The following is an 18,802-nucleotide window of genomic DNA, read 5'->3' as shown; positions in this document are numbered from 1 at the left end:
CGAGTGCGATAAGATAGAACGCCATGTCTGGCTGCGCGGTTTACGCAGGCTGGGCAAATCTGTACGACGCCGCCCGGAACGACACGGGGCGGCACAGATCCATAAAGGAGGATCACTGGTATGAGCCAGACCCGTCCCATCGATGAGCATTCCATGCACACCCGTACCTGCGGCGAGCTTCGCTTCGAGAACGTGGGCGAAGAGGTCACCCTCACCGGTTGGGTGAGCCGTCGCCGCGACCACGGCGGCCTTATCTTCTGCGACCTTCGCGACCGTGAGGGCATCACGCAGCTCACCTTCGACCCCGAGCACTCCGACGGCGACGCCTTTAAGATCGCCGAGACCATGCGTCCCGAGTGGCCCATCAAGATTCACGGCGTCGTGCGCGCCCGTGGCGAGGAGACCACCAACACCAAGCTCGCGACTGGCGAGATCGAGGTCCTGACCGACCACGCCGAGGTGCTCAACACGTCCGTCACCCCGCCGTTCCAGATCGAGGACGGCATCGAGACCAGCGAGGACACCCGCCTGCGCTATCGCTATCTGGACCTTCGTCGTCCCGAGATGATGGCCAACCTCAAGCTGCGCTCCGACTTTACCTTTGCCATTCGCGAGGCGCTGCACAACCGTGAGTTCATGGAGGTCGAGACGCCCTCCCTGTTCAAGTCCACGCCCGAGGGCGCCCGCGACTTCATCGTCCCCAGCCGCATCCAGCCGGGCAACTTCTACGCCCTGCCGCAGTCCCCGCAGCTCCTGAAGCAGCTGCTTATGGTCGGTGGCGTCGAGCGCTACTATCAGGTTGCCAAGTGCTTCCGCGACGAGGACTTGCGTGCCGACCGTCAGCCCGAGTTCACCCAGGTCGATATCGAGATGTCCTTCGTGGACCAGAACGACGTTATGAGCGCGCTCGAAGAGGTTCTTGCCGATGCCTTCGGCCGCATGGGTGTCGAGATGCCCACGCCGCTGCGTCGCATGAACTACTGGGAGGCCATGGACACCTATGGCTCCGACAAGCCCGATACCCGCTATGGCATGCACTTGGTCGACCTGACCGACATCTTCGCCAACTCCAAGTTCAAGGTCTTTGCGACTGCCGCGAACGAGGAGGGCTCTGTCGTCAAGGCCATCAACGCCAAGGGCGCCGGTGCCTGGGCTCGCGCCAAGATCGATAAGCTTGCCGGCGTGGCCTCCACGTTTGGCGCCAAGGGCCTGGCCTGGATCGCCTTCCGCGAGGACGGCTCCATCAACAGCCCCATCGTCAAGTTCTTCTCGGACGAGGAGATGGCTGCTCTGCGCGAGCGCATGGACGTCGAGCCCGGCGACCTTGTGATGTTCGCCGCCGGCCCGCGCCTGCTCTCCGACGAGATCCTGGGCGGCATGCGTTCCCACATGGCCAATGCGCTCGAGATCAAGCGCGAGGGCCACGACTTCCTGTGGGTCGTCAACTTCCCGCTGTTCCACTGGGACGAGGACCGCAAGGCCTACGCTGCCGAGCACCAGCCCTTCACCCTGCCGACCGAGACCGACATCGCCATGATCGAGGCCGATCCGTTGGCAGCCGGTTCTTGCACCTACGACTTTGTCATGGACGGCTTTGAGGCCGGCGGCGGCGGTATGCGTATCCACAACGCCGAGATGCAGATGTCCATGCTCAAGCTCCTGGGCTTTACCGAGGAGCGCGCCGAGTCGCAGTTCGGCTTCCTCATGGAGGCTCTCAAGTTTGGTGCGCCCCCGATGGGCGGCTTCGCCCTGGGCCTGGACCGCGTGTGCATGCTGCTCACCGGCTCCGACTCCATCCGCGACGTCATGGCGTTCCCCAAGACGGCCAGCGGCTCCGACCTCATGTCGGGCGCCCCGAGTGCCGTTTCCGGCGCCCAGCTCAAGGACGTCAGCCTGCGCTTGATGTAGGCAAGCGGCTACCTATTGCCTGTAACGAGGGAAGGACGTGTGCCTTCCCTCGTTTTTTATACGTCGAGATTGTGAGGGCATGGGATGACCGGGCGTTGCGGAAAGTGCGTCCCGGAATCTGCGTCCAGAACGGGTCGCGCTTTCCCAAAGGGGGTCCTCTGGGAAAGCGCGACCCAGAATTCGGCAAAATAATGGGGCACAGTTTCCGCTTGAGCGGTCTAACGGAAACTGTGCCCCAGAATGAGCGCTCAAAACGGGGCAGGCTTTCCGCAACAACTGTCTGGCGAAAAGCCCGGCCCAGTTTCCTACAGCGAGTCTCTCTGAACGAGCTGCATGTGCATCACGGAGGTGGTGGGCTCGGCGCCCTTGATCATGTCGAGCGCAATGTTGGCGGCCATGTGGCCTTCTTCGCGCAGGGGCTGGCGGACGGTCGTGAGTGCGGGGACGCAGCGCGCCGCAATCTCGTGATCGTCGAAGCCGACGACAGAAACGTCCGCCGGAACGGATAGGCCTGCCTCGTTGAGTGCGGTGATGACGCCAGCCGCGATACGGTCCGATCCGCAGAGCACGCCATCGAAAGCAATCTCGCGCGCGAGGATCTGGTGCATGGCCTGATAGCCGTCTCCGCTGTTCCAGCCGGTATAGATAACGTTTGCGTCTGGGAGGTCTTCGCCCAAGACGGCGCGGTAGCCGCGCAGGCGGTCGACAACAGCGGGGTTGTCTTGCGGTCCCAACACGGCGACGATATCTTTGCGCCCGCGCTCCTTCATGGCGAGTGCCGCAAAGCGTCCGCCCTCTTCGTCGTCAGAGTAGACCGTCGAGAACACATCGCGATAGGGGTGACCCTCGAGCTGGCCGCACAACACGGTGGGCACGCCCAGCTCGCGCAGTACCTCGAGCAGTTCGCTGCCCTTGTAGGGGGAGACGTTGATTACGGCGTCGAACGAGCGGCGCTCAAAGTGCTCGCGTGCGCGGTTGCGCTCATGCGTAGAAGACGCCTGCAAGATAACGGGCAGATAGGATGACTCCGACAGTTCTTCGGTAATGCCGCTCAAAAACTCGCTATAGGTGGGGTCGCTGAAGAGTTCACTCAGGGGCTCGGTCACGAGCACGGCGATGATTTCCGTGCGTCCGACAGCGAGCGCTCGGCCACGAGCGTTGGGGACAAAATTGACTTCCTTGGCCGCTGCGCGGACGCGCTTTTTGGTTTCCTCGCTAATGCGGGGCGAATCGTTGAGGGCGCGCGATGCCGTGGAGCGCGACACGCCGGCAGCTGCGGCAACCTCGGCAAGCGTAGGTGCGGTGCGAACTGGTTGGGTCATGGCGTCTCCTGGAAAATGCGGTCGATGTTGTCATTGATACGGGCTGGTGCGGATACAGCTTACTATAGTGCGCCTGAACAGCGTTCATGATATCCGGCCACTGGTGGCATTTCACGTTCAAGCTGCTGTTGAACATGGCTTGCACGGGTGGGGCATAGATGGGCGCGGCCGTTGTCAGCCGCCTGGGAATGCTGTTTTGCGCTGAGTTTCGATACTCAGGGTGACATAAGTGTCGTGGTTGTACAACCGGTTGCACCGTTAATCCGACAAAATCGACCGTTCGGCGGACAACCGGTTGCACAGATTTTTGTACCGCCCGTAAGATAAGGACAACCGGTTGCACAAAGAAGCACTACGATGACGAAGGAGCATCACCATGGACGCCATTAACGATTGGGAAAACCAAGCGCTCACCCACAGGAACCGCCTGGCACCCCATGCGTACTTTATGGGTTATGAGGCCGCCGATCTCGCCGCTACGTACAGCCGCGAGCTGTCGCGCGGATTTGTCCAGCTGTCCGGCTCGTGGCAGTTCCGCCTTTTTGAGGGCCCCGCGGCCGTCTCCAACGAAGCACTTTGCACGTACAAGCCCGAGTGGGATCACGTGGAGGTTCCGCACCTGTGGCAGGTAGACGGCTATGGCAACCTTGCCTACACCGACGAGGGTTTTCCGTTCCCGGTGGATCAGCCGTTCGTTCCCTCCGACGACCCTACGGGCGTCTACCAGCGCATCGTCAAACTTCCCGCCGTGCCTGCCGGCGCTCGCGAGATTATTCGCTTCGACGGTATCGAGAGCTACGGCGAGCTGTATGTCAACGGCAAGTTTATCGGCATGACCAAGGGTTCGCGCCTGTCCGCCGAGTTTGACGTGACCGACGCGCTCGTCGAGGGCGACAACCTGTTTGCGGTCAAGGTTCTGCAGTACAGCGATGGTAGCTACATCGAGGACCAGGACATGTGGTGGGCATCGGGCATCTTCCGCGATGTGTACCTCATGCAGCGTCCCGCCGCGCATCTGGTCGACTTTAGGTTCCGCACGCACCGCGAGGGCGATGCCGCTCTGATCACGCTCGATACGGTTGCCGAGGGCGCAAGTCGCGTCGTGTATACGCTCAGCGATGGCCAGAATGTGGTCGCTACGGGCGAGTGCGTCGACGGCCATGCCGAGTGCAGCGTTGCCGATGCCCACTTCTGGAACCCCGAGGACCCCTTCCTCTATGACCTTACGCTTGAGGTCTACGACGGCGACGAGGTCAGCGAGTACGTTCCGCATCGCCAAGGCCTTGCCGAGGTGACGGTCGAGGGCAATCATATCTACCTCAACGGCACCTACTTTAAGATGCATGGCGTCAACCGCCACGACCACGACGATCACAAGGGCCGCGCCGTGGGTCTCGAGCGCATGCGCCGCGACCTGGAGCTCATGAAGCAGCACAACATCAACGCGGTGCGCACGTCCCACTACGCCAACGATCCGCGCTTCTACGAGCTGTGCGACGAGTACGGCATCATGCTGGTCGCCGAGACCGATATGGAGAGCCACGGCTTCGAGAATATCGGCAATATCGCCCTGGTCACCGACGACCCTGCCTGGGAGCCGGCTTACGTTGACCGTGTTGAGCGCCTGGTGATGCAGGAACGCAACCACGCGTGCATCATCATGTGGTCGATGGGCAACGAGAGCGGCTATGGCTGCAACATCCGCGCGATGTACGCCAAAGCTCACGAGCTCGACGGTCGTCCGGTCCACTACGAGGAGGATCGCAACGCCGATACCGTCGACGTCATTTCCACCATGTACTCCCGCGTGTCGCAGATGAACGACTTTGGCGAGCATCCGTTCCCCAAGCCGCGCATCAACTGCGAGTACGGCCACTCCATGGGTAATGGTCCCGGAGGCCTGTCCGAGTACCAGGAGGTCTTCGATCGCTGGGATTGCATCCAAGGCCAGTTTATTTGGGAATGGTGCGACCACGGTTTGGCTGCTGTGACCGAGGACGGCGTTGCCTACGACATGTATGGCGGCGACAACGGCGATTACCCCAACAACAGCAACTTCTGCATCGACGGCATGGTGTTCCCCTGGCAGCAGCCGAGCCCGGGCCTTACCGAGTACGGCCAGGTCATCTGCCCGGTTCGCATGGCCTACGATGCCGAGGCGGGCGAGCTGACCGTCACCAACAAGCGTTGGTTTACCACCCTCGAGGATGTCTGCCTGTCGGCGGAGACCCTGGTGGACGGCGACGTGGTCTGCCGCAAGACGCTCATGCCCGGTGCGGTTGCCCCCGGCGAGTCCGTCCAGCTTCCGCTGGTGATTCGCGAGGCCGCAGTGGGCGAGACCCTGCTGACCGTGCACGCCTACACCATGGCGGCTCACGCCTGGTGCGAGCCGATGTTCCAACTGGGTGCAAGCCAGTTTGCCATCGCAAACCATCCGGCGCCGGCAATTGCCGCCCCCACTCGTCCTGAGCTTACGGTCGAGGAGACCGAGCAGGAGATTCGTATTCGCTCCCTCAACGGCGAGCTGACCTTCAGCAAGGTCAACGGTACCGTGAGCGAGTGGAAGGCATCCGGTCGCGACGTCATGACCTCCGGTCCCCAGGTTGGTTTTTGGCATCCGCTCGTCGATAACCACGCCCAGGAGTACGACTCCCTGTGGAAGGATAACTTCATCGATGTGATGCAGACGTCTACCCGCAATGTTTCTTGGAAGCAGGACGACAATGCGGTTGTCGTTACCGTGAGCCAGCGTATCGCTCCTCCCGTCCGCGCGTTCGGCATGCGCGTCGAGCTCGTCTATACCGTGCTTCCGAGTGGCCGCGTCGACCTCAAGGTTTCCGGCGAGCCCTACGGCGACTATTCGGACATTATCCCGCGCATCGGCATCTCCTTCGAGGTCCCCGGTTGTGATCGTGCCGTCGAGTGGTATGGCCACGGCCCGGGCGAGAACTATCCGGACTCGCTGCGCGCCAACCCGGTCGGTCATTACCGCACTACGGTCGACGACATGTTCACGCCCTACGTTATGCCCCAGGACTGCGCCAACCGCGAGGGTACCCGCTGGGTCGCCCTGCGCTCCAGCCACGGTGACGGTCTGGTCGTGACGCGTCCGAGCGACGCCGCTTCCAATCCGTTCTCGTTCTCCGCATGGCCCTATAGCTGCGAGGCTATCGATAATGCCAAGCATGTCTACGATCTTGTCCCGGGCGACACGGTTACGGTCAACATCAACGACCAGCTGCTCGGCCTTGGCTCGAACTCTTGGGGTTCCGAGGTGCTCGATTCCTATCGCACCCGTTTTGAGAGCTTCAGCTTTGAGGTGTCCCTGCGACCGCTGACGTCTGCCGATCTGGCTCAGGCGCTGGCACCCATTAAGGAGGCATAAGTCATGCATATCTTTAACTCGCGTGCCGATTTCGACGCCCAGATGAAGTCCGTCAAGAAGTGGATGCGTACCGGTCAGGCACTCGACGGCGTTTCTGAACTGCAGCACGATGTGGCGTACTCTATCGGCGACTCGCTGGTGTATTGGTGGGTGAACGCCCACGAGGCGGCTACTGCCGATCTGGTCGGTCACCGTCGCTACCATGCCGTGCTCGCCCCGCTCGACGGCAATCTGACCGTTGAGGTGGCTTCCAAGGCCGATCTTACCTGTACGCGCGCCTACAGCGATATCGATGATCGCGAGCGCTTTGAGGGTACGGGGGAGACCGTGACGATTCCCACCGGCGGCGTTGCCGTCGTCGAAATTGACGAGGCCTACCGTGTCGTGGCCGATGCCGCGGATCCCCGCGTCGTGGTGCTGCACGTGACAGTCGAAGGTTATTCCTTCCCCAACAAGTAGTATTCGTCCGCCTGGACGTTTGCTTCGCGCCGTTAAGGGGGATGGCTTTGTTGACTCCCTTTTCCCCATTCCCCTTAGCAGGTGCGCCGTCCGTGTTTGCACTTGCAGCTCGGACGGTTTTAGATGACATTTAACAGATGATTGGGAGGGCTTATGAGCTCTGAAAAACGAGGAACGATTGGTTCGTTCGCTCTGCTGGGCATGACGGTCGCCGCCGTGTTCGGTATCAAGAACATCATCAACAACAACGCGGCCATCGGCTTGGCAGCTGCGCCGTCGTTCTTCTTCGCCACGCTTTTGTACTTTGTCCCCTATACCCTGGTTACCGCCGAGTTCGTCGGCCTCAACAAGGACTCCGAGTCTGGCGTGTACGCATGGGTTAAGACCTCGATGGGTGGTCGCTGGGCGTTCCTGACGGCATTTAGCTACTGGTTCGTTAACCTGTTCTTCTTTGCGTCCGTCCTGCCCAACGTCATCATCTACGCGAGCTACGTGTTCTTTGGTGCCAACGCCGAGCTTTCGCAGCTGTGGATCACCATTATCGAGATCGTCGTCTTTGCTATCGCCACGTGGGTTTCGACCAAGGGCGCTAAGTGGATCGGCTCCATTTCCTCCTTCGGTTCGACCGCGGCTCTCGGCCTGACCGCCGTGTTCATCCTGCTGTCCCTGGCTGCTGCCTTTGGCGGCGTTGAGTTCGCTACGGCTCCTACTCCCGCTAACATGGCTCCCGACATGAGCAACTTCGCAACTGCGTGGGGCTTCTTCGGTACGCTTGCCTGGATCATCCAGGGCGTTGGCGGCGCTGAGTCTGTCGGCGTGTTCCTTAACGACCTTAAGGGTGGCGTCAAGGCCTTCGTGCGCACCGTCGTTATCGCCGGCCTGACCATCGGCCTTCTGTATGCAGGCGCTTCGCTGCTGGTTAACCTGTTCATCCCCGAGGGCGGCGTTGCCATCTCCACCGGTATCTTCGACGTATTCGGCGCTGTCTTTGCCCACTTTGGCATTCCCATGGAAGTGTCTACGCGCGCCATCGGCTTGATCCTTCTCGCCGCCACGCTGGGCTCCCTCATGATGTGGACCTCTGCTCCCATCAAGGTTTTCTTCACCGAGATCCCCAAGGGCGTCTTTGGTAGCAAGATCGTCGAGCTCAACGAGCATGGCATTCCTGCCCGCGCTGCTTGGCTGCAGTTCGCCATCGTCGTCCCCATCCTGATCATTCCGGCCCTGGGCTCCGGTAACCTCGACGACCTGCTCATGATCGTTACCAACATGACTGCTGCCACCGCTCTGCTCCCACCGCTGCTGATTTTGCTTGCCTACTTTATGCTGCGCAAGAACTTTGACGCCGCTCCCCGTGGCTTCCGCATGGGTTCGCGCCGCTTTGGCCTGGTCGTTGCCGCATTCCTGCTTGTGGTCTTCTGCTTCGTGCTTATCTGCGGCACCATTCCGCTCGATCAGCCGCTGTGGCTGACGCTGGTCTACAACGTTGGCGGCGTGGTTGTCTTCTTGGGCCTTGCCGTGATGTGGTACAACCGCTACATCAACCGCCTGCGCGAGACCGATCCCGAGGCCGCCGAGAACGAGCTTCGCCCTTCCGTCCTCGATATGATGGAGTAGCGGCTAGGATTAATCTACGGCTGTGGAATAAATCGATTCCCTTTCCTAAGGAGGGGCCTTACGAGGCCCCTCCTTTTGTGTTTTGGGGCATGGTTTTGGCCCCCGTGGTCAAAAAATGCCAAATATGAGTACTGTTGCAAAAGAAGTGCCATATTTTTCGGCCTGCTCTGAGCGAAAATGGGCTCAAAATCGATTTATCTAACTCCCTTTAAAGGGCGTTTGACGGCTTTCAACCTCTTCGAATCGCTCAAGCTAGGCAATTTGCTCTCGATTTTGCTGCTACTAAATTTGTGACAGTACTCATATTTGCCACTTTTTGACCACGGGGTATCCGGAGGGGCCCTCGATAAGCATCTAACGCTACAATAACTACCACGTGGCTGGGTTTGCCGGCCGAATGTGTGATGTCGTGGGAGGGGACATGGTCGAGTTTACAAAGACGATTAAAGATCCGTTGGGACTACACGCCCGCCCGGTTGCGCTGCTCTATGACATCATTGCCAAGCACCGTAGCGACGTGTCGGTCAGCATCGGCGACCGCCATACCGACGGTCGCGATGTCATGGGCCTCATGGCTCTCTACGGCGAGTGCGGCGAGGACATCATCTTTCGCGTTTCGGGCGTAGACGAGGCTTCCTGCGTTACGTCGATCAGAAACCTCTCGCTCTAAGCATGACAGGGCGCGGCAAAGGACAGCTCTTTGCCGCGCCTTTTTGTTTCATATAGGAAACTTTTTCGAAATCTGAATAGGGACCCTTTCCAAAAAGTTAACCACGTGCTAGTTTACTAAAGCGAACATAGACGTGGTTAACTTTTATCGCGTCGATGTTGAGGACGAACTGACGTTAGGAGCCACTCATGTCTTGCGGACCGCAGATGCCGGCCATGCCGCTTTCGATGGTAAAAGCGGGCGAAACCGTGCGCGTGTCTCGTGTAAAGGGCAATGAGGACATGAAGCACCACCTCAAGGACCTCGGCTTTGTCGAGGGCAACGAAATCCACGTGGTGAGCTCGAGTGGCGCCAATATCATCGTCACGGTGCTGGGCGCACGCTTTGGCATCGATTCCAAGGTTGCCATGCACATCATGACCGTCGGTTAGTCCGCAGCATTTCATAAAAACTGAAAGGGGGACAAGAGGATGAAGACGTTGGGTGACGTTAAGGTGGGCGAGAGCTCTACCATCGTCAAGCTTCACGGTGAGGGTGCGCTTCGCCGTCACCTTATGGACCTGGGGCTCATCAAGGGCACTTCGTTCAAGGTCGTGAAGGTTGCACCGCTCGGTGATCCGGTCGAGATCAACGTGCGCGGCTACGAGCTTTCCATCCGCAAGGAGGAGGCTGCCGTCGTCGAGGTCCAGTAAGGGCTCGCGGCGCATATATCTGCAGATAAAGTTAGGTTTTTCTAACTTAATGCAGCATCTTTGAAGCACATTATCCAGCCTGCGCGGAGAAAGCAGCGCAGGCACACAAGGAAGAAGGATTGAATGGCGGATTCTCAGATCCATGTCGCGCTGGCGGGTAACCCCAACTGCGGCAAGACCACGCTTTTCAACCTGATCACCGGCGCCAACGGCTACGTTGGCAACTGGCCCGGCGTCACGGTTGAGAAAAAGGAGGCCAAGCTCCTAAGCGACAAGAACGTTACCATCACGGACCTCCCTGGCATCTACTCGCTTTCCCCCTACAGCCCTGAGGAGCAGTGCTCGCGCGATTACCTCATGAGCGGCGAGCCCGATGTCGTCGTCCAGGTGGTCGACGCCACCAACCTCGAGCGTAACCTGTACCTGGCGCTTCAGGTTATCGAGACCGGCCTGCCCGTGGTCGTTGCCCTCAACATGGCCGACCTGGTCGAGAAGAACGGCGATAAGATCGACACGGACAAGCTCTCCAAGAAGCTCGGTTGTCCGGTCATGATGATCTCGGCCCTTAAGAACAAGGGCATCAAGGAGCTGTTCGAGCAGGTCAAGAAGTCCGCTGCTTCCAAGGGCCAGGTGCCGGAGCACAAGTTCGATTCCTCCATCGAGGACGTTCTGGACCACATCGAGAACAATCTGCCGGCGAGCGTTCCCGCCAACAAGCGCCGCTACTACGCTGTCAAGCTGTTCGAGCGCGATGCGGACGCCTGCAAGCTCATCAACCTCACCAAGGAGAAGGCCGCTCGCGTCGAAGGTCTGGTCGCTCAGTGCGAGCAGGACTGCGACGATGACGCCGAGTCCATCATCACCGGCGAGCGTTACGGCGTGATTGCCCACATCATTGACGAGTGCCTCACCAAGGCTCCGGCAAAGATGAGCACCTCCGAGAAGATCGACCGCGTGGTTACCAACCGTATCCTGGGCCTGCCGATCTTTGTGGTCATCATGTTCTGCGTGTACTACATCGCCGTTTCTACCTTGGGCGGCACGGTGACCGACTTCACCAACGACCAGCTCTTCGGTACCGACGGTTGGTACGTGCTCGGTCAGGGCCGCGACGCCTACGACGCGGCCGTCGAGGCTGCGGGCGACAATGCCGACTCGGTCGACCCGGCACAGTACGGCCCCTATGTTCCTGGTATTACCACCATGGTCCACGACGCCCTTGTGGCGGGCGGCACCGAGGACGGTGGCCTGGTCGATTCGCTGGTCTGCGACGGCATCGTCGGCGGCCTGGGCGCCATCTTCGGCTTTGTCCCGCAGATGTTCCTGCTGTTCGTCATGCTGTCCTTCCTGGAGGACTGCGGCTATATGGCCCGCGTCGCCTTCATCATGGACCGCGTGTTCCGTCGCTTTGGCCTGTCCGGTAAGTCGTTCATCCCCATGCTCGTATCCTCGGGCTGCGGCGTCCCCGGCGTCATGGCCACCAAGACCATCGAGAACGAGAAGGACCGCCGCATGACGGTCATGACCACCACGTTTATTCCCTGTGGCGCTAAGCTGCCGATCATCGCCCTGCTCATGGGTTCCATCATCGGCGATTCTTCCACCACCGCCGCGTGGATCAGCCCGCTCTTCTACTTCCTGGGCGTCTTTGCCGTCATCGCTTCGGGCCTCATGCTCAAGAAGACCAAGCTCTTCGCCGGCCGCCCGACGCCGTTCGTTATGGAGCTTCCCGCCTACCACTTCCCGGCGATCCGCTCTTGGGCGCTGCACGTGTGGGAGCGCTGCTGGGCCTTTATCAAGAAGGCCGGCACGGTCATCTTCGCGTCCACCGTCGTTGTTTGGTTCCTGTCCAACTTTGGTAGCTACAACGGCACGTTTGGCTTCCTGCCTGCTATGGAGGGCATCCCCGAGGAGTTCATGGACTACTCCGTGCTTGCCATGCTGGGCAACCTGGTCGCCTGGATCTTCGCCCCGCTCGGCTTTAGCACCTGGCAGGCAACTGCGCTGACCGTCTCGGGCCTTGTCGCTAAGGAGAACGTCGTCGCCACCGCCGGTTCGCTGCTGTCCGTCGCCGACGCCGGCGAGACCGACCCGAGCCTGTGGACCGCGTTCGCCGGCATGTTCCCGACTATGGGCGCTTGCGTTGCCTTTGGTGCGTTCAACCTGCTGTGCGCTCCGTGCTTTGCCGCCATGGGCACTATCCGCAACCAGATGGATTCCGGCAAGTGGACCGCCATCGCGATCGGTTACGAGTGCGCCTTTGCTTGGGTCATTGGTCTGTTCATCAACCAGTTCTACAACCTGTTCGTTCTTGGACAGTTTGGTATCTGGACGGTTGTGGCCATCGTGCTGCTGGTTGCGATGCTCTTCCAGATCTTCCGTCCCATGCCTAAACATGCTTGGACCGACGAGGACGAGACCAACACTGCTTCCGCCGCAGTTTCCGCTTAAGTCCGAATAAGGATTAGCCCCTTTCCATGAGCCCGGGTGTCCCAGCGACACTCGGGCTTTTTGGTGCAATGGGGGACAGATTGCTTTGCTCCAGAAGTAAGATGTGGCGTTTCCGCAGATAAAACCGACCAAAACAAACCTGTCCCTTTTTGGCAGGTGGAAGATGGGGTAAAGTAAGTGGTGGTTAACTAGAGGAGGCTTACTATGGCACCTATCGATATTGTTGTGTTGGCTGTTATCGGCATTGCGTTTGTCGCCGTGTGCGTGCGTATCTACCGAAAGGGCACCTGCGCCGACTGCGCCCAGGGTGGCGTTTGTACGGGGCATTGCTCCAACAAAAAGACCTGCGCCGCACTTAAGGGCGTAGACAAAATCGCCGAAGACTTGGGCCGCGGTATCAAATAAAGGTCCAGGCACCCAAGCGCCTCGCGAGCATCCGTTCGCGGGGCGCTTTGCACATTTGGGGGAGAGTGTGGCGAGTTGAAGAGTATTTTTGGGTATCGCTAACTATGTGGTCAACGGCCCGCTCACCGTGGTCCATGCCGTAGCGAGCGCCAATCTCGCCGTCGAAGGCATGACCAACTACCTGGGCCTCTAACTCCATCCCGCCCATCAGTTGCGGTGAAATACAGACTGTTTTGGCCGTCAAAGGCCTTATCTACTCCGTATTCCACCGCAACTTTTTTGTGGGGTGGGCTAGAGACGCTGCATGCGGTACCCGACACCCATGTGCGTCTGAATCATCTTGGGGTGAGAGGGGTCTGCCTCGATCTTCTTGCGCAGGGTGCGCATGAACACGCGCAGGCTCGCCAGATCGCTGTCCCAGCTCGTGCCCCATATCTCGCGGGTGATGAAGGTGTGGGTGAGCACCTTGTCGACGTTTTTCGCCAGAAGGACGAGCAATTTGTACTCGGTTGGGGTGAGCGAGAGCTCGCGTCCGTCTTTCGTCGCGTATCCCGCGGCGTAGTCGATATGCAGCGGACCGTTGTCGAACGTGCTCGCTTCTGTCGATTCGCTTGACGCCATCGAGGAGCGCCTCAAATTCGCACGGACGCGCGCGAGCAACTCATCCACAGAAAAGGGCTTGGTGAGGTAGTCGTCTGCCCCTGCGTCAAGTGCTGCAATCTTGTCGGAATCTTCGGTGCGCGCCGAAATGACGATAATGGGGACTGCCGACCAGCTTCGGATCTTCGTGATGACCTCGATACCGTCAATGTCGGGAAGGCCGAGGTCGAGCATGATGAGGCTGGGGCCGTGCGACACCGCATCCATGATGGCGGCCTGGCCGTTGCAAACCTTGCTCACGACATAGCCGTGGAGGTCAAGCGCGGTCGAAACGAGGTTTTGAACGGTCAGGTCATCTTCGACCAGGAGGATGCGTGGCTTAGCGGCATTATTCATGAATCTCGATCTCCTCGGCGGGCAGGGTAAAACGGAAGACGGCCCCATGGGGGTGGTTGTCGCGAGCTTCGATGACGCCGCCATGCGCCTCCACGATGGAGCGGCAGAGCGACAGCCCAAGGCCGATGCTTCGACGCGAATCCACGGGCCGCGTATTGCGTGAGGTGAAGAAGCGCTCAAAGATATGAGGCTTGTCGCAGTCTGCCACACCCGGCCCATCGTCTGCGACGTCCACCACGACGAACGCACCCTCGCGACGTGCGCTGATGGTGACAGTCGAGTCCTCGGGCGTGTATTTGAAGGCGTTCATGATGAGATTCGTAAGCACCTGCATGATGAGATGGACGTCGATGCGTACCAGCAGGATGTCGTCAGTGTGCTCGATGGTGACGGTACGTCCATGCGATGCTTGGGCGACATGGCTGAGGGCGGCCTCGATGACCTCGTCGATGAGCTCGGATGTGAAGTTGAGGCAAATGGTGCCATCCTCGACGCGTGTGATGGCGAGGAGGTTCTCCACGGTATCGATAAGCCAGAGGGAGTCGTCGTAGATGGCATCGGCAAGATCGCAGCGTTGTTCGAGGCTGAGCTTCTCGTCGCTCTTCCGAAGGATTGCCGCAGATCCGGATATAGCCGTGAGTGGTGTCCTCAAATCGTGGCCGATGGAGCGCAAAAGGTTGGCGCGCAGCTGCTCGTTTTTCGCCAAGACCGCAGCCTCTTCGCGCTCTTGCGCCGCCCGGTCGCTTTCGAGCGCCAAGGCGCATTCGCCTACGATAGATAGGACGATCGAATGCTCGAAGGCTTCGATCTCGCGCCCCTCCAGGTCGATGCCGATGACACCGAATACCTTGTCGCCGGTGCGAACCGCGAGGTAGAGGCAGCGCGCCTCGGGCAGGGTCCGCGTGCTTGCGCCCGCGCGTTTGTTGTTGGTGTAGGTCCAGGTTGCAACAGCGCGCTCGTAGTCGGTGAGCAGCGACGCGGATCGGTTTTCGGTGCCAGCGGACTCATAGAGCGTCTTGCCGAGCGTGCCGTGTTCGGCGGTGTAGAAGACCACGTCGAGTTTTAGCAGTTTGATGAGTTGGTTCATGGCGACGCGGGCACACTCCTCCGCGCTATGGGCTTGCTGCAAGAGCTGGTTCGTTTCGAGGAGTACGCGCGTTTTGAATGCGTTCTCGGCGGAGGTACGGGCGTTGTCGGCGATGCGCGCAGTTAACTCGCCGGCGACCATAGCGGTAGCGAACATGATGCCGAACGTGACCAGATAGCTTCGGTCGTAGCTGGCGAGCGAAAACAGAGGCGTTACGAAGCAGAAGTTGTAAAGCACTACAGAGAGCACGCTCGATACGATCGTGCAGATACGCCCCGTCGTGGTGACGGCGGTCAGCAGGGCCGTGAGGATATAGAGGGATATGATGCTGGAATCGGCAAATCCCAGATGGCGGAAAGCCGTGCCGATCGCTGTGGCGACAAGAGAGAGGGCCAGCGTGCGAAGCACGTTTCGGCTGCTGGGCGGCTGCAGGGCGAGCGCATGGCGGCGTCCTTTGGGTCGGGAGGGCGGAGTCGACTGGTCTGGAATGATGTAAATGTCGAGGTTCGGGGCGAATGTTATGAGCTGTTCTACGAGAGATTTGCGGCCAAAGAGGGCCTGACGGACGCTGCTGTGCTCGCCCGTGCGCCCCATGACGATCTTCGAAATACCCGACAGGCGTGCGAACTCGGAGATCTGAAACGCGACGTCGTCGCCATAGACGGTTTCCATATGTGCTCCGAGCTGCTCGGCTAGGGCGATATTGTCTGCAAGCTTGGCGCGCTCATCATCGCTCATGGCTTGCGTGCGCGGGCTCTCTACGAACAGGGCGACGAGCTCGCTGCGAAACGCTTTCGCCATGCGTGCGGCGGCACGGACGATGCGGGGATTGGTCGGCGCCGGGGAGACACAGACTAAGATACGCTCCCTGGTGTAGTAGTCACGGTTTCCCAGCACGCGTGCGGCGTCTGTGAGGTGGCCGGTGCGATCGGCGCAGCGGCGCAGCGCGATTTCTCGGAGTGCGGTGAGGTTCTCGACGGTAAAAAAATGCTGTTGCGCTCGCTCGGCTTGTGCGGGACGGTAGACGAGGCCGGCGCGAAGGCGCTCAAGTAGGTCTTCGGGCTCTATGTCAACGAGCTCGACCTGGTCGGCATCATCGAAGATGCGGTCGGGGATTCGTTCGCTCACGACAACGCCGGTGATGGATGCAACCATGTCGTTTAGGCTCTCGATATGCTGAACGTTCACAGTCGTATAGACGTCGATGCCTGCATGTAGAAGTTCCTCGACGTCTTGATAACGTTTGTCGTGGCGAGACCCCGGCGCATTCGTATGGGCGAGCTCGTCGACAAGGATGAGCTGAGGGGCGCGTTCGATAGCCGCATCTAGATCGAACTCGCTGAGCGCAATGCCGTTGTGCTCAGCGAGTTTACAGGGCACGTTCTCAAGCCCTTGTGCAAGATGGGCAGTTGCCGGACGTTCGTGCGGCTCGATGTATCCCGCGACGACGTCGACACCTCGCCGCTTGGCGGCGTGGGCGGCTTGAAGCATCGCATAGGTTTTGCCTGCACCAGCAGCGTAGCCAAAGAAAATCTTGAGGTGTCCCCGGCTGGTTCGAGCGTCATCGGCGGCCTCGTCTTTCTCAATTGCCTTGAGGATGAGGTCTGGATTGACGCGAGTGTCCGATGCGTCGCGCTGCATAGCGTAGCCTTTCTGAAACGTTGCCCATGCGTGCATACGCGGTGAGGACGCCACTGTATGCTCGCGAGGTCGAGTATAGGCGCACTGCAGCCGCAATAGTGCTTTCTACCTGCATCTTTACGGCATCTTAAGGTCGTGAGCCCCGGCCCTCACGCCTCTTTAATCTCTAGAAGCGTTTACTGTCCCCAGGCGCTTGCGAGAGCAGGCGTCCGAGACATCGGACCGCGCGTGAAAGGGGCGGTAAATGAACATCCTCATTCCCATCATCGGAGTCGTCTGCATTGGACTCCTTATCTATTACATCTACATTCTGATGAGGAGTGATTCGTAAACTATGGACGCTGCGATTCAGTACATCTTGTACTTTGCCGTGCTCGTCGTCCTGGCCGTTCCGCTCGGTCGGTTCATGGCCCATATCATGGATGGTGAGCATACGTTCCTGTCGCCTGTGATTGCTCCTGTGGAGCGTGGCGTCTATCGTCTGCTTCGCATCGACGCGGCAGAGCAGATGGGGTGTAGGCGCTACCTGGCGAGCGTGCTGGTCTTTTCGGGGATCGGCCTCGTGGTCCTTGTGGCACTTCAAGCGCTTCAGTCCTTCTTGCCAGGCAATCCCCAGCACCTGCCGGGTGTGCCATGGGACCTGTCGTTCAATACGGCTGCTTCCTTCATAACCAACACCAACTGGCAGTCCTACTCCGGCGAGACCACCCTGTCCTACCTTGTGCAGTTCATGGGTCTCACCGTGCAGAACTTCGTTTCCGCTGGCACCGGTATCGCGGTCATGTTCGCGCTGATTCGTGGCTTCCGTCAGGTCAAGGAGCAGAGCTTGGGTTCCTTCTGGGTCGACCTCACCCGCACCGTCCTGTATGTGCTCATCCCGCTGAACCTCGTGTTCGGCATCTGCCTGGCTGCCGGTGGCGTCATCTCCAACTTCCAGCCGGCTCAGAAGGCTGAGCTCGTAGAGCCCGTCGCCGTCCAGCCTAATGCAGACGGCGGCTGGAGCGTCCTCGACGGCGCCCAGATCGAGGGCGACACGGTCAAGGTCGACGGCAAGGTTGTCGAGGGCGCGCGCGTGGTCACCGAGCAGTTCCTGCCCCAGGGTCCTGCGGCTCCTCAGGTCGCCATCAAGCAGTCCGGAACCAACGGCGGCGGCTTCTTCGGCGTGAACTCCGCCCATCCGTATGAGAACCCCAGTGCCTTCACCAACATCATCGAGATGACCAGCCTGCTGCTGATCCCGGCTGCCTGCTGCTTCACCTTCGGTATCGGCGTCAAGAACACCAAGCAGGGCAAGGCCATCTTTGCCGCCATGTTCATCCTGCTGGTGATCTTCACCGGCATCATCGCCGTCAACGAGCATGCGGGCACCCCGCAGCTGGCCGATGGCGGAGCGGTCAATATCGAGATGACCGACGGCCAAGCCGGCGGCAACATGGAGGGCAAGGAGAGCCGCTTCGGTATCGTCACCTCCTCCACGTGGTCGGCTTACACCACCGCCGCTTCCAACGGCTCGGTTAACTCCATGCACGACTCCTACACCCCGCTGGGCGGTTTTGTCCAGATGCTCCAGATGGCTCTGGGCGAGGTTGTCTTCGGCGGCGTGGGCTGCGGCCTGTACGGCATGATCGGCTTCGCCATCCTCACAGTGTTCATCGCCGGCCTTATGGTCGGCCGCACGCCCGAGTTCCTGGGCAAGAAGATCGAGCCGGGCGAGATGCGCTGGGCAGTTGTCCTGTGCCTGGCAACTCCGTTTGCCATTCTGGTGTGCTCGGCCATCGCCTGCATGGTGCCCGGTCTTGCCGACCAGCTCAACAATGGTGGCGCGCACGGCTTCTCCGAGGTGCTGTATGCCTTCACCTCATGCGGCGGCAACAACGGCTCGGCGTTTGCAGGTATGAACTGCAACATTCCCTGGATCAACGTCATGCTCGGCCTCGAGATGCTGTTCGCCCGCTTCATGCCCATCATCGGTACGCTGGCTATCGCCGGCTCGCTGGCCAAGAAGGGTAAGGTCGCCGAGAGCGCCGGTACCCTGTCTACCACCAACGGCATGTTCGTATTCCTGCTCGTGTTCATCGTTCTGCTGATCGGTGCCCTGAGCTTCTTCCCGGCCCTGGCGCTTGGCCCCGTTGCCGAGTTCTTCCAGATGATTGCGTAAAGGAGGGCGCA

13 protein-coding genes are annotated in these 18,802 nt (G+C 60.0%); 10 read left to right on the top strand and 3 right to left on the bottom strand.

Annotated features, from left to right (window positions below):
• The first annotated feature begins 120 nt into the window (after positions 1–120).
• Entirely contained in the window at positions 121–1,908 is a 1,788-nt protein-coding gene (aspS, locus tag DXC99_RS00865; protein WP_117628964.1) for an aspartate--tRNA ligase, read from the top strand.
• A gap of 305 nt (positions 1,909–2,213) precedes the next feature.
• On the opposite strand, the gene DXC99_RS00860 is transcribed toward aspS, so the two are convergent.
• Positions 2,214–3,230: a LacI family DNA-binding transcriptional regulator gene (locus DXC99_RS00860; RefSeq protein ID WP_117583378.1), complete on the bottom strand. Its 1,017-nt coding sequence runs from the start codon at positions 3,228–3,230 to the stop codon at positions 2,214–2,216.
• A 376-nt stretch (positions 3,231–3,606) separates the two neighbouring features.
• Between DXC99_RS00860 and DXC99_RS00855 the strand changes: the two genes are divergently transcribed.
• From DXC99_RS00855 to DXC99_RS00820, 8 genes are all read left to right on the top strand, one after another.
• Entirely contained in the window at positions 3,607–6,615 is a 3,009-nt protein-coding gene (locus DXC99_RS00855; protein ID WP_117583377.1) for a glycoside hydrolase family 2 TIM barrel-domain containing protein, read from the top strand.
• Between the two features lie 3 nt (positions 6,616–6,618).
• Entirely contained in the window at positions 6,619–7,074 is a 456-nt protein-coding gene (locus tag DXC99_RS00850) for a hypothetical protein (RefSeq protein WP_117563669.1), read from the top strand.
• A gap of 153 nt (positions 7,075–7,227) precedes the next feature.
• Positions 7,228–8,691: an amino acid permease gene (locus DXC99_RS00845; RefSeq protein ID WP_117583376.1), complete on the top strand. Its 1,464-nt coding sequence runs from the start codon at positions 7,228–7,230 to the stop codon at positions 8,689–8,691.
• Between the two features lie 421 nt (positions 8,692–9,112).
• Entirely contained in the window at positions 9,113–9,361 is a 249-nt protein-coding gene (locus DXC99_RS00840) for an HPr family phosphocarrier protein (RefSeq protein WP_022094361.1), read from the top strand.
• A 188-nt stretch (positions 9,362–9,549) separates the two neighbouring features.
• Positions 9,550–9,792: a FeoA family protein gene (locus tag DXC99_RS00835; protein ID WP_022094360.1), complete on the top strand. Its 243-nt coding sequence runs from the start codon at positions 9,550–9,552 to the stop codon at positions 9,790–9,792.
• Between the two features lie 39 nt (positions 9,793–9,831).
• The gene (locus DXC99_RS00830; protein WP_006234774.1) at positions 9,832–10,053 is read left to right on the top strand and encodes a FeoA family protein; all 222 of its coding nucleotides are present in this window, start codon (positions 9,832–9,834) and stop codon (positions 10,051–10,053) included.
• A gap of 123 nt (positions 10,054–10,176) precedes the next feature.
• Positions 10,177–12,504, top strand: coding sequence for a ferrous iron transporter B (locus tag DXC99_RS00825; protein ID WP_117628963.1), 2,328 nt, complete (start codon positions 10,177–10,179; stop codon positions 12,502–12,504).
• Between the two features lie 204 nt (positions 12,505–12,708).
• Positions 12,709–12,909, top strand: a complete 201-nt coding sequence (locus tag DXC99_RS00820) for a hypothetical protein (RefSeq protein WP_035136858.1) — start codon at positions 12,709–12,711, stop codon at positions 12,907–12,909.
• A 291-nt stretch (positions 12,910–13,200) separates the two neighbouring features.
• Here DXC99_RS00820 and DXC99_RS00815 read toward each other — a convergent pair whose 3' ends face one another.
• Both DXC99_RS00815 and DXC99_RS00810 read right to left on the bottom strand, forming a co-directional pair.
• Complete coding sequence (locus DXC99_RS00815) at positions 13,201–13,905, bottom strand: response regulator (protein WP_117583373.1); 705 nt, start codon at positions 13,903–13,905, stop codon at positions 13,201–13,203.
• Positions 13,898–16,633 (bottom strand): sensor histidine kinase KdpD, encoded by a 2,736-nt coding sequence (locus DXC99_RS00810; protein ID WP_117583372.1) that lies wholly within the window; start codon positions 16,631–16,633, stop codon positions 13,898–13,900. The genes DXC99_RS00815 and DXC99_RS00810 overlap by 8 nt, the downstream gene beginning before the upstream one ends.
• Positions 16,634–16,967: 334 nt before the next feature.
• On the opposite strand from DXC99_RS00810, the gene kdpA reads away from it, so the two are divergent.
• On the top strand, positions 16,968–18,791 hold the full coding sequence (gene kdpA / locus DXC99_RS00805) for a potassium-transporting ATPase subunit KdpA (RefSeq protein WP_117628962.1): 1,824 nt from the start codon (positions 16,968–16,970) through the stop codon (positions 18,789–18,791).
• The last annotated feature ends 11 nt before the right edge of the window (positions 18,792–18,802 follow it).

It is taken from the genome of Collinsella sp. TF10-11AT, from assembly GCF_003437565.1.
Lineage (GTDB): Bacteria > Actinomycetota > Coriobacteriia > Coriobacteriales > Coriobacteriaceae > Collinsella.
Note: the sequence above shows the minus strand (reverse complement) of the source record. Positions and strands in the feature narration are given on the sequence as shown.